The 11,499-nt window shown below is 67.0% G+C and carries 11 protein-coding genes; 4 read left to right on the top strand and 7 right to left on the bottom strand.

Going from position 1 to position 11,499, the window contains the following annotated elements:
• Positions 1–56: 56 nt before the first annotated feature.
• Together MC45_RS16490 and MC45_RS16485 are read left to right on the top strand one after the other, a co-directional pair.
• Complete coding sequence (locus MC45_RS16490) at positions 57–758, top strand: response regulator transcription factor (RefSeq protein ID WP_156143924.1); 702 nt, start codon at positions 57–59, stop codon at positions 756–758.
• Entirely contained in the window at positions 755–2,128 is a 1,374-nt protein-coding gene (locus MC45_RS16485) for an ATP-binding protein (protein ID WP_052075722.1), read from the top strand. The genes MC45_RS16490 and MC45_RS16485 overlap by 4 nt, the downstream gene beginning before the upstream one ends.
• A gap of 64 nt (positions 2,129–2,192) precedes the next feature.
• On the opposite strand, the gene MC45_RS16480 is transcribed toward MC45_RS16485, so the two are convergent.
• The 4 genes from MC45_RS16480 to MC45_RS16465 all read right to left on the bottom strand — a co-directional run bounded on the left by MC45_RS16480 (position 2,193) and on the right by MC45_RS16465 (position 5,603).
• The gene (locus MC45_RS16480; RefSeq protein ID WP_052075840.1) at positions 2,193–3,881 is read right to left on the bottom strand and encodes a cation acetate symporter; all 1,689 of its coding nucleotides are present in this window, start codon (positions 3,879–3,881) and stop codon (positions 2,193–2,195) included.
• 8 nt (positions 3,882–3,889) lie between these two features.
• Positions 3,890–4,216, bottom strand: coding sequence for a DUF485 domain-containing protein (locus MC45_RS16475; protein ID WP_052075721.1), 327 nt, complete (start codon positions 4,214–4,216; stop codon positions 3,890–3,892).
• 210 nt (positions 4,217–4,426) lie between these two features.
• Positions 4,427–4,684, bottom strand: a complete 258-nt coding sequence (locus MC45_RS16470; protein WP_038665507.1) for a PepSY domain-containing protein — start codon at positions 4,682–4,684, stop codon at positions 4,427–4,429.
• Between the two features lie 136 nt (positions 4,685–4,820).
• On the bottom strand, positions 4,821–5,603 hold the full coding sequence (locus MC45_RS16465; RefSeq protein ID WP_038665500.1) for an AraC family transcriptional regulator: 783 nt from the start codon (positions 5,601–5,603) through the stop codon (positions 4,821–4,823).
• Between the two features lie 90 nt (positions 5,604–5,693).
• Here MC45_RS16465 and MC45_RS16460 point away from each other — a divergent pair, with 90 nt between their 5' ends.
• The gene (locus tag MC45_RS16460) at positions 5,694–6,305 is read left to right on the top strand and encodes an MSMEG_1061 family FMN-dependent PPOX-type flavoprotein (protein WP_038665497.1); all 612 of its coding nucleotides are present in this window, start codon (positions 5,694–5,696) and stop codon (positions 6,303–6,305) included.
• Positions 6,306–6,367: 62 nt separating this feature from the next.
• On the opposite strand, the gene MC45_RS16455 is transcribed toward MC45_RS16460, so the two are convergent.
• Entirely contained in the window at positions 6,368–7,963 is a 1,596-nt protein-coding gene (locus MC45_RS16455; RefSeq protein WP_038665494.1) for a glycoside hydrolase family 43 protein, read from the bottom strand.
• On the bottom strand, positions 7,960–9,201 hold the full coding sequence (locus MC45_RS16450) for an MFS transporter (RefSeq protein WP_245640753.1): 1,242 nt from the start codon (positions 9,199–9,201) through the stop codon (positions 7,960–7,962). Before MC45_RS16450 ends, MC45_RS16455 begins: the two co-directional genes overlap by 4 nt.
• A 192-nt stretch (positions 9,202–9,393) precedes the next feature.
• Between MC45_RS16450 and MC45_RS16445 the strand changes: the two genes are divergently transcribed.
• A complete protein-coding gene (locus MC45_RS16445) occupies positions 9,394–10,458 on the top strand; it encodes a LacI family DNA-binding transcriptional regulator (protein WP_038665488.1) in 1,065 nt (354 codons plus the stop codon).
• Positions 10,459–10,462: 4 nt separating this feature from the next.
• Here the strand turns inward: MC45_RS16445 and MC45_RS16440 are convergent, their stop codons facing one another.
• Positions 10,463–11,452 (bottom strand): glycoside hydrolase family 43 protein, encoded by a 990-nt coding sequence (locus MC45_RS16440; protein WP_038665485.1) that lies wholly within the window; start codon positions 11,450–11,452, stop codon positions 10,463–10,465.
• Positions 11,453–11,499 lie beyond the last annotated feature (47 nt).

Below are 11,499 nucleotides of genomic sequence, written 5' to 3'. Positions count from 1 at the left end.
TATGCCCGCTGCCTGGCGGCCGGCTGCCGCCGCCGCAGCGGAGGGACGACGATATGATGCCCGGTGCCGCGGCGGACCGTCCGCATCTGCTGATCGCCGACGACGATCCCGACATCCGCGACCTGGTCGCGGCGCAGCTCGCGCGCGAGGGCTATCGGCTGAGCGCGGCGGGCGACGTCGCCGGCATCCGCGCGGCGCTGGCGGCGGCGGCGATCGATCTTATCGTGCTCGACCTCGGCCTGCCGGATGGAGACGGGCTGATGCTGTGCCGCGAACTGCGCGCCGAGGGCTATGGCGGCGCGATCATCATGGTCACCGCGCGCGACAGCGCGATCGACCGCGTGCTCGGGCTCGAACTCGGCGCCGACGACTATCTGACCAAGCCGTTCGAGCCGCGCGAACTGACCGCACGGATCCGCAACCTGCTGCGCCGCGGCACGGGCACGCCGGCGCGCATCGCCACCTTCGGCCGCTGGCGGCTCGATCTGGTGAAACGTCGCCTGCTCGCCCCCGGCGACAATGTCGTGATGCTGTCGACCGCGGAATTCGACATGCTGTCGCGCCTCGTCCACGCCGCCGGGCGGCCGCTGTCGCGCGAGGCGCTGGTGCCGACGCGCGCCGCCACCGCCGCGTTCGACCGGACGATCGACAATCAGATCAGCCGGTTGCGCCAGAAGCTCAAACCCGATGGCGACGATCTGATCCTCACCGTACGCGGCCAGGGCTATATGCTCGCGGCGACGACCACGTTCGCATGAGGCGCGTCGCCGCCCGGCCGATGCGCTTTCTCGGATCGCTGGCGGGCCGGATCGCGCTGATCCTCGTCGTCGGCATCTCGATCGCGTCGCTCGCCGCGCTGTTCCTCGCCGAACAGGGGCGGCGGGCCGAGTTCCGGCGGGTGCGCGACGAGCGCGTCATCGCGAGCGCGCTCGACGTCATCGATCGGCTGCACCGCGACCCCGCCGGTGCGCTCGTCAGCCTGCGCGACGGCCGGTTGTTGGGCGCGCATCTCGCGGGCGAAGGGATCAGGCCGATCCCGCCGCGCGACGACGACCTCACCGCAACGCTCGCAAGGCGCACCGCGCCGGCGATACAGGCCGTGCTCGCGCACGCGCCCACCGGTGTCTGCCAGCTTCACGACCCATTCCGCTCCCGTGCGCGCGCGGCAGGACTAAAACCGCTGATGCTGCCCGATTGCTGGCTGCTGACGCTGCGCGTGGGCGGGCACCCCGTCGCGGTGGCGATCGATCTGCCGCGGCTGCCCGCCCCGCCGGGCTGGACGACCGACCGCTTGTTCCTGCTGCTCGTCGTCGTCGCGGCGATCGCGCTGTCGTTGATCGTGGCGAGGCTGGCGACCGCGCCGCTCCGGCGCCTTTCCGCGGCGGCGGACGCCTTTGCCCGATCGATCGACGCCGAGCCGGTGGTCGAAACCGGCCCCGGCGACGTGCGCGCGGCATTGGCGACCTTCAACCTGATGCAGGCGCGCGTCCGCGCCGGCCTGCGCGAGCGGACGCGGATGCTCGCGGCGATCAGCCACGACCTCCAGACGCCGCTGACGCGGCTGCGGCTGCGTCTCGAGCAGGTCGAGGATGAGGCGTTGCGCGAACGGCTGGTCGCCGACCTATCGGCGACGCTGGCGATGGTGAAACGCGGCCTCGACCTCGCCCGCAGCGGCGAGAGCGCCGAGGATTGGTCGACGGTCGATCTCGACTCGCTCCTGTCCAGCCTTGCCGATGATGCCGCCGAATTCGGCCATGCGGTGCGCTTCACCCAAGGCTGCGGCGCGCTGGTGCGGGTGCGACCCGATGCCTTGGCGCGCTGCCTGTCGAACCTGATCGACAATGCGATCAAATATGGCGGCGGCGCCGACATCGCCGCGCACCGCGCCGGCACGTCTGTGATCGTCACGGTGCAGGATTCCGGCCCGGGCATGGACGAGGCGCTACTGGCCCGCGCATTCGATCCCTTCGTGCGGGCCGACCAGTCGCGATCGAGCGGCGACGGCACCGGCATAGGATTGACGATCGCGCTGGCGCAGGCGGCGGCGATCGGGGCGGACCTGTCCCTTGCCAACCGTCCCGCCGGCGGGCTGGAGGCCACGCTTCGGCTCGGTATGAAAAACCACTGATGTGGACGTCTGCGCTTGCAGGACGTTCACATGAATGTCCGCAGCGACCCAGACCTGGCAGAGGTCAGTGGCTCACGGACTCATGAACCCCGATGCCAGTTTCGGACCGCAATCGCTGGTTCGGATAGCCCGCCCTGTCGATCGCGGCACGTGGAGATCGGTCGAGCGTCGAGATGAGCCAGATCGCCAAAAACCCGGCGGGGACCGAAAACAACGCAGGCGAACTGTACGGAAATATCGCACGTTCGAAACCGAAAACCGCCACCCATATCACCGGCGAGACGAGCGTCAGCCCAAATGCCGCCAGCAGCCCGATCGCCCCGCCCCACGCCGCCCCCTTGGTGGTGCAGCCCTTCCAGAGCAGCGACATCACCAGCACAGGGAAGTTGCCCGACGCGGCGAGAGCAAAAGCGAGGCTGACCATAAAGGCGACGTTCTGTTTCTCGAACACGATGCCCAAAATGATCGCCGCGATGCCAAGCAGGATCGTGGTGATGCGCGACACGCGCAGTTCCTTCCCGGGATCAGCATCCCCCTTACGAATGACGCTGGCATATACGTCGTGGCTGATCGCCGAGGCCGCGGACAGCGTTAGCCCTGCGACCACCGCGAGGATCGTCGCGAACGCGACCGCCGAGATGAAGCCGAGAAACAGGTTGCCGCCGATCGCATGCGCCAAGTGCATCACCGCCATGTTGTTGCCGCCCCGCAGCGCGCCGGCCGCATCGACATAGTCGGGATTGAACGAGATCATCACGATCGCGCCGAAGCCGAGAACGAAGGTCAGTGCATAGAAATAGCCGATCCACACCGTCGCCCACATGATCGATTTGCGCGCTTCGCGGGCGTCGGGAACGGTGAAGAAGCGCATCAGGATGTGCGGCAGCCCCGCGGTGCCGAGCATCAGCGCGAAGCCGAACGACAAGGCCGAGATCGGATCCTTGATGAAGCCGCCCGGCCCCATAATCGCCCGGCCCTTCGCCGCCGCATCGCCCGGTGCAAGGCCAGAATCGAGCGCAAGCTTCGTCTTCACCGCGACGGCCCTGGCGAACAGGGCCTCGAACGAGAAGCCGACATGCGCCATCACGCCGAGGACCAGGAATGTCGCGCCGCACAGCAGCATCACCGCCTTGATGATCTGCACCCACGATGTCGCGCGCATCCCGCCGAACAGGACATAGACCATCATCAGCCCACCGACGACGACGATCGCATAGAGATAGGGAAGCCCGAACAGCAACTGGACCAGCTGCCCCGCGCCGACCATCTGCGCGATCAGGTAGAATGACACGACGAGCAATGTGCTGATCGCCGAGAAGCTGCGTACCGGCCCCTGCAGGAACCGGTATGAGGCGACGTCGGCGAAGGTGAAGCGGCCGAGGTTGCGCAGCTTTTCCGCGATCAGGAACAGCACGATCGGCCAGCCGACGAGGAATCCGATTGCGTAGATCAGCCCGTCGTAGCCGTCGTTGAAGATCTGCGAGGTAATGCCGAGGAAGGATGCCGCCGAGCAATAGTCGCCCGCCATCGCCAGCCCGTTCTGGAAGCCCGTGATGCCACCACCGGTGTAGAAATCCGAAACGGTACGCGTCCGCCGTGCCGCCGCACCGGTTATCCACAGCGTGATCCCGACAAAGGCGCCGAACATCAGGATCGCGGTCCAGTTGGTAGGCTGACGCTGGACCGCGCCCGCGATTGCGGCGTTCGCGCCACTCGTCCAGCCGAGCAGCGTCAGAAGCGCGGCGTATTGCAGGACGCGGGTCACCGGCGGGCGCTCGCCAGCAGTTCGCTCAGCCGCACATCATATTCGCCATTGGCGCGCCGCACATAGACCGCGCAGATCGCCACCGTTCCGACCAGCATCGCCGCGCCGAGCACCACCGCCAGGCTTACCGTGCCGCCGCCGATCGGGCGTGCCATCAGCGGCTTGTCGAACGCGATGAGCGAGATGAAGCTGCTATAGACCAGCACGGTGATCGCGGTCAGCGTCCATGAAAAGCGCTGCCGGTCGCGCACCAGCGCCTGGTATCGCGGGTCGGCAGCGATACCCTCCTCGAGGGGAGGATCGGGGTCGATCGGGGTCTGCATGGCGCATCATCGGCGCGGAGGCGGCGCTTGGCAATGTGCCACAGCTAAATCATTCCGGGCGTTGCGGGCGATGCATAGCAAACCGCGAGCTTACCAATTTACGGACGGTCAGGCGCGTTCCGGCAATTGCCGAAAGCAGTCGCCGAAGAAAGGACAGCGGCGCGTAGCGCCGATCGCTGCCGCCGTGCCCCAGACTTGCGGAATCACCGATCAGTTGTGATCTCGCTCCATCTTCGTGATCGCACCCGAGCGCGGATCGACGTGGAATTCATATCGCACATTGGCCTTGCGCGCTTCGCCTTCCCAATGGCCGTCGTCGGCTTCCAACTTGGTGACCTGATAGCCGCGCTTAGCGAGGATGGTCTTGACCTTCGCGTCGCTGATCCAGCCTTTGCCCGGCGTGTCGGCGAAAGCGGGTGAACCAAGGCTTGCGGCCGCAACGACAGCCACGAGTAACGTCTTGATCATGATCAACTCCTTTGCTGCGAGCTAAGCGCGCGGCTGGGCTGCGCGTTCCGTTTACCGATGCTTCGACGGCAGCCTATGTATGACGCGGCAGCGGTCGGGCCTGCCGGCAGCGTGAACGGTCCTCGGCCGAGTAAGATTAACGCGCCAGCCTGATCGGATGGGCTGCTGGCGTGACGCCGAAGGTGCGACGGAAAAGCGCGATGAAACCGCTGATGCTATTGTATCCGAGGTCGATCGCGATCGTCGTGACTGGCGTTCCTTCCGCGAGCATCTCGAGCGCTCGCATCAGCCGCGCCCGCTGCCGCCAATCGACGAAGCTCAGCCCGGTTTCTTGAGGAAAGCGACGACTGAGCGTTCGTGCCGTGGTGCCCGCCCAAGCCGCCCACTGATCGATCGAACGGCCATCGGCCGGTTGCTCCAGGAGCGCGCGGGCGATCCGCCGGAGCCGGGGGTCGCGCGGAACCGGCAACCCGAGCGCCTCGGCGGGGAGCATGCCGATCTCGTGAACGATGAGGTCGGCGATCCGTTGGCGCGGCTCGTCCATGGCTTCGTCCGGCCATGACGCCGCACGCAGGATCGCCTCGCGCAGCAGCGGCGGTATGGCGACGGTACGCGGCGCGGGCGGGAGCGCCTGACAGGTGCTCGGCGCCAAATAGAGACTCCAGCCGGCACCGGGTCCGAAGCTCTGACCACCGTGCACCTGATAGGGCGGCAGCCAGATCGCATGACCGGCCGGAACGACCCATGAGCCGGCATCGGTGGCGATCGTCACAACTCCCCTGCTGCAGCCGATCATCTGCCCGCGGGCATGTCTGTGGGGCGGCGTCGCGAACTCTGTCCGCAGTTCCACGGTGAAGGCGACGACCGACGGCCCCTCCGCATCGTTGCCGATCTGATCGGGTGGGCGACGGTCGATCATGGCGTGAAACTGCTACCGAATGGCATGAGTGGCTTAGTGCCGCCAAGGCGGAACCGCTACAAGGGCAAGTGCATCAGGGAGTCAGGCGTTATGTCGAATGTCACCGGCGACGATCTCGATCGTCTCTACGCACAGCCTGCCGAGGCCATCCAGCGCGCCGTGCTACCGTATCTGCTGCCGTTCCACGAAGCATATGTCGCCGCCGCGACCTTCTTCTGCCTCGCGAGTGGCTGCGCACTCGGCCTCGATGCTTCTCCGCGCGGGGGGCCAGCGGGATTCGTGAAGGTGCTGGATCCGCATCACGTCGCCTTTGCCGATTGGCCCGGCAACAATCGCATCGAGACGATGCGCAATCTGGTCGAGGATTCCAGGCTCGCCATGTTGTTCCTGTTTCCGGGATTGGAGGTGTTCCTCCGCATCAACGGTCAGGCTCGCATCTCCACCGATGTCGATCTGCTGGAATCGTTGAAGGAGGGCCAGAAGGCTCCGAAGACGGCGATCGTGCTGGCGATCGATCAAGTTCTCTTCCACTGCGGCAAGGCGATAAACCGGGCGCGCCTGTGGCAGCCGGAGGCACGTCTCGACCGCAAAAGTCTGCCTTCGGTCGGTCAGATGAAGGTCGCGATGGCCGGCGGGTCGCCCGCCGATGCCGAGGCGGTCGATACTCACTATCGGAACAGCGTGAGGAACGATCTTTACTGAGGTCGATCCCGGCGCATTCCGCCTTGGAGCAGTCCAGCCCCTCGAGGCGCCGGACCTGACCGCTAGCCGACCTCCTCGACATAATCGAAACGGGCGAAATCGGCGTGGCGGCCGGTGCCGGCCATGTCCTGGCAGGCCATGCCGACGAAGGCGCCCGTGAAGTTGGGAAGTCCGGGCAGCGTCGCCTCATCCGACAGCAGGCTGGCGTCGAACGACGCAGGCATCCATCGCCAGTCGGCGTCCTGCCCCGTCCGGAAGGCGAAACGCAGGCGCTCGTGATCCACCTGCGCGCGCAGCTCGACCGGCCCCGCATCGAGCAGGATCGGATCGCCGAGCAGGCTCTGCCCCTCGCCTTCCGGCGTCACCGAAAGCACCTGGATCTGGCGCTCGCCGGCGTCACCGGCGGTGACGTGGAAGAAGAAATATTTGGTGCTGTTGTAATAGCAGACCAGACCGGCCGCCTGCTGGAAATGCGCCGGATCGAAGTCGAGCAGCGTCCGGGCGTCATAGCGGAACGCCGTCTGCCGGCGCGCGACCAACGCCTGTTCGAAATGGCTGCCGATCGTCTCGCGACCGAAGAGCCTGAGATGCCCCGGTCGATCGGTCAGGCTGAACAGGCGTTCGGGGTGCGGCGAACGGAGCCACTGGAAGGCGGGCGGCAGCGTCGGCCGGTCGAACCGGTCCAGCGCGCGGACCGGCTCGGCGCGGCCGTGGTCCGCACCGTGACCCGCACAGGGGTCGGCCCGGCGCAGCCAGCCGTCCTCGCCCCACGCCATCCGCTGGATCGCCGTTTCGCGGCCGAGCACGCAGCGGTCGCTGGCGGGAAGCGGCCGGCCGCAGAGATAGACCATCCAGGTCGCGCCGTCCGGCCCCTCGACGAGATCGCCGTGGCCGGTCCGTTGCAGCGGCGCATCGGGCCGGTTGCGCGCGGTAAGGACCGGGCCGTCGGGATGCGGTTCATAGGGCCCGGTCAGCGACCGCGACCGCGCCATGACGACGGCATGTCCGCGTTCGGTCCCGCCCTCGGCAACGAGCAGATGATACCAGCCATCGCGCTTGTAGAGATGGGGACCTTCGGTGAAGCCCAGCGAGGTGCCTTCGAAGATGCGCCGGCGCTCGCCGAGCAACCGGCCGGTGGACAGATCGATCTCCTGCACGACGATGCCGGCGAACCTGCGCCGGTTGGGCCGATGGTCCCACAGCATGTTGAGCAGCCAGCTTCGCCCGTCGTCGTCATGGAACAAGGCGGGGTCGAACCCGCTGCTGTTGAGGTGGACCGGGTCGGACCAGTCGCCGTCGATCCGGTCGCTCCACACCCAGTAATTGTGGAAATCGCGCAGCGACGCGCCTCTCGCGCCGTCCACCGTGGTCCGGCCGTAGCGTTTCACGTCGGTGAAGAGCAGATGGAAACGACCATCCTTGTAGCTGAGATCGGGCGCCCAGACTCCACAGGAATCCGGATTGCCCCGCATGTCGAGCTGGGATGGCCGTATCAGCGGCCGGCCGACCAGCCGCCAGGTCGCCAGGTCGCGGCTGTGATGGATGCGGACGCCGGGAAACCATTCGAAGGTCGACGTGGCCACGTAGAAATCGTCCCCGACCCGCACGATCGACGGGTCCGGATTGAAGCCGGGCAGGATGGGATTGGAAGGGGTCATACGGCTTTCCGTATCAGGGTCCAGAGCAGCGCCGCGCCCACCAGATCAAGCAGGCCGAGCACGATGAAGAAGGGCTGATAGCCGATCTGGTCGACCATCGAGCCGAGCGAAAGCGTGAAGATCAGCACGCCCAGATTGGCGGCGGTGCCCGAGACGCCGGTGGCGGTCGCCACCTGATCGTGCGGGAAGAGGTCGGAGCATAAGGTGATCACCGTGACCGACAGTGTCTGATGCGCAAAGCCGCCGAGGCACAGCAACGCGATCGCCGCCGCCGGGCTGGTCACCGTGCCGACGAACATCATGCCGGTCATCAGCACCGCGCCGAGCGTGAAGGCGCCGCGCCGGGCGTCGATCAGGCCGACGCCGCGGCGCTGGAGAAAGGCGACCACCGCCGGGCCGAACAGGCAGCCGAGATCGGCGGCGAGGAACGGCAGCCACGCGAACAACGCGATCTGGCCGAGATCGAAATGCCGGGCCTGCACCAGATAGAGCGGCATCCAGAGCGACAGCATGCCCCAGACCGGATCGGCGAGGAATCGCGCCGCCGCGATCGTCCAGAGATTGCGCTTGCGCAGCAACTCGCCGAGCGGCGGGCGGCGGCGATGCTTCACCAGCGCGGCCTCCTGCCCCGCCACGATCAGCGTCCGTTCGCCATCGGACAGCCGCCGGTGGCGCTGCGGCGGGGCATACCAGGCCAGCCATGCGACGACCCATGCGAGCCCGAGGCCCCCCGCGACGAAGAAGGCGGCACGCCAGCTATGGTTGAACACCGCCCAGGCGACCAGCGGCGGCGCGAATACGGCACCGAAAGAGGCGCCGATCTGGTAGATCCCGCCGGCCACCCCGCGCTCGCGCGCCGGGAACCACTCCGCCACCAGCTTCATCCCCGCCGGTTGCGCCGATCCCTCGACCAGGCCGAGCGCACCGCGCAGGCCGGCGAAGCCCATCCAGCCGTTGGCGAAGCCATGGCCGAGCGTGATGCACGACCAGATCGCGACGAACAGCGTGAAGCCGACCTTCAGCCCGATCACATCGAGCAGGTATCCGGCGAGCGGCTGGAACATGATGCCGAACTGGAAGGCGCCGGTGATCCAGGAATATTGCGCGGAGGAGATGTGCTGCTCCGCCATGATCGCGGGCGCGGCGACCCCGAGGATGCTGCGCGTCAGATAATTGATGATCATCGCAACCACGAACAGCGCGATGATCGTCCAGCGTATATATGGGAAACGCCTCACGTCGCCGCTCCTCGATAACGTTACCATGCAGGGTTAGGTGTTGGCGGTATGGGATGGCAAGCGTTCCGATCGCGGCTTGCGTACCGAAGCGGCGCAGGACGGCACGACCCCATTGACCTGCACGCCCGGCACGATGCACGTCGATGCGGAACAGCCGGGCGTCCACGCGCCCGATGATAGGACGCTAGACAGTTGACCCGTTCCAGAGGCCGCTCGCGTGGCGTCACGATCATCGACGTCGCGAAACATGCCGGCGTGTCGCCGATGACGGTGTCGCGCGTCATCAACGGCGATCCGGGGGTGCGCGACGAGGTGCGTGCCCGCGTCGGCGAGATCATCAGCGCGTTGAACTATACGCCCAATCTGACCGCCCGCAGCCTGGTGACGTCGCGCGAGATCCGGATCGGCGTGATCTATTCCAATCCCAGCGCGGCGTTCATGAGCGACCTGCTCGCCGGCGTCTTCGAGGAAGCGTCGGCCCGCGCCGCCCAATTGATCCTGCTGAAGGGAGAGAATGGCAAGCCGCCGAGCCGCGAGGCGATCCAGGGGCTGATCGATTCGCGGGTAGCGGGCATGATCCTCGCGCCGCCCCTCGGCGAATCCGAAGTGGTCGGTCAGATCCTGCGTGCCGCGAAGCTGCCGGTCGCGGTGGTGGGCGGGGCGGCACGCGGCGCGATCTGCGTCGGCATCGACAATCGCCGTGCCGCCTATGACATGACGCGGCACCTGATCGCGCTGGGACACCGGCGCCTCGGCTTCATCCTCGGCAATCCCGACCAGTCCGCCAGCGCGGAACGGCTCGCCGGCTTCAGGGCGGCCGTCGACGAGGAAGGCGACCTCGACGTCCAGATCGTCCAGGGCGACTACAGCTATGCCTCGGGACTCGTCGCCGGCGAGGCGCTGCTCGCCGGCGCGCATCCGCCTACGGCGATCTTCGCGAGCAACGACGATATGGCCGCGGCCGTCGTCTCGGTGGCGCATCGCCGTCATCTCGACGTTCCCGCCGATCTCACCGTGACCGGATTCGACGACAGCACCGCCGCCACCACGCTCTGGCCGCCGCTCACCACCATCCGCCAACCGGTGCGCGCGCTCGCTGCGGCGGCGCTGCAATTGCTGATCCAGGACATTCGTGCGGGCCCGGTGGCGGACGACGATGCGCGCGCGACCATCCTCGACCACCAGTTGATCGAACGCGAGTCCACGGCGACGCCGCGGTCGAACCCCCTGCCCCATCCGGTCCGGACCATGCCGTAGGCGATCACCGCGTCGGGGCGGTGACGCCGGCATCGGTCTGCACGACGGGGATCATCGCGCCGTCCGCTTTGTAGCGCAGCGGCTCGACGGTCACCGCCCGCCGTCCGATCGCCCCGTTCAGGTCGCCGATCGTCAGCGCTGCATTGTGCAGGAACAGATACCACGCGCCTTTGAACCGGGCGATGCCGGGATGGATCGTGAAACTGTACTTCCCCGATCCGGTGAGTTCGCCGCGATACGTCCACGGCCCCTTCAGCGACGGTGCGGTCGAATAGGACACGCGCTCGTCACGATGCGTCGCGCGATCCAGCGAGGCATAGGTCAGATAGTAAAGCCCGCCGCGCTTGTGCAGCCACGGCCCCTCTTCGAAATGCGGGGGCGTGATCTCGACGATCGGCCCGTCGATCTCCACCATATTGGGCTTCAGCCGGGCGATGTAGCATTGCCGGTTGCCCCATGCGATCCAGGTCGTGCCGTCGTCGTCGGTCAGCACGGTGGGATCGATATCCTCCCAGCTATGCGTGCCCTTCGGCGTCATGCCATTGGTGATGAGCGCCGACCCCTTGGCATCGACGAACGGCCCCGTCGGGCGATCGGACACCGCGACCGCGATCGCCTTTCCGGGATGCGTGTCGTCATGCTCGACCGCGGCATAGAACCAGTATCTGCCGTTCTTGAAGATCGTCTGCGACGCCCAGGCGTCCTTCTTCGCCCATGTAAAGTCGGACACCTTCATGATCGGCCCGTGGCGGGTCCAATGCCGCATGTCCGTCGTGGAATAGACCAGCCATTCCTTCATGTTGAACATCTCGTCGCGCTGCGCTTCGTCATGCCCGACGTAGAGGTACAGCCGGTCGCCGACCACCAGAGGCGCCGGATCGGCGGTGAACGTGTCGCGGATGATCGGATTGGCGCCGGGCCGGACGTCGGGCGCCGCGCTCGCGACGGCGGAGGTCAGCAGCAGCATTGCGGTCAGGCGGGAAGCGCGCACCATGGAATTTCCAAAAAAGTGGTCCGGAAGCGCTGCTCCCGGACCACAGA

It is taken from the genome of Sphingomonas taxi (assembly GCF_000764535.1).
GTDB lineage: Bacteria > Pseudomonadota > Alphaproteobacteria > Sphingomonadales > Sphingomonadaceae > Sphingomonas > Sphingomonas taxi.
This window is presented reverse-complemented; position numbering and strand designations above follow the sequence as displayed.

Bases quoted from the DNA above. Each gene is read 5' to 3' on its own strand.
- MC45_RS16490 (WP_156143924.1), top strand. From the start codon at position 57: ATGCCCGGTGCCGCGGCGGACCGTCCGCATCTGCTGATCGCCGACGAC.
- MC45_RS16485 (WP_052075722.1), top strand. From the start codon at position 755: ATGAGGCGCGTCGCCGCCCGGCCGATGCGCTTTCTCGGATCGCTGGCG.
- MC45_RS16475 (WP_052075721.1), bottom strand. From the start codon at position 4,216: ATGCAGACCCCGATCGACCCCGATCCTCCCCTCGAGGAGGGTATCGCT.
- MC45_RS16470 (WP_038665507.1), bottom strand. From the start codon at position 4,684: ATGATCAAGACGTTACTCGTGGCTGTCGTTGCGGCCGCAAGCCTTGGT.
- MC45_RS16465 (WP_038665500.1), bottom strand. From the start codon at position 5,603: ATGATCGACCGTCGCCCACCCGATCAGATCGGCAACGATGCGGAGGGG.
- MC45_RS16460 (WP_038665497.1), top strand. From the start codon at position 5,694: ATGTCGAATGTCACCGGCGACGATCTCGATCGTCTCTACGCACAGCCT.
- MC45_RS16455 (WP_038665494.1), bottom strand. From the start codon at position 7,963: ATGACCCCTTCCAATCCCATCCTGCCCGGCTTCAATCCGGACCCGTCG.
- MC45_RS16440 (WP_038665485.1), bottom strand. From the start codon at position 11,452: ATGGTGCGCGCTTCCCGCCTGACCGCAATGCTGCTGCTGACCTCCGCC.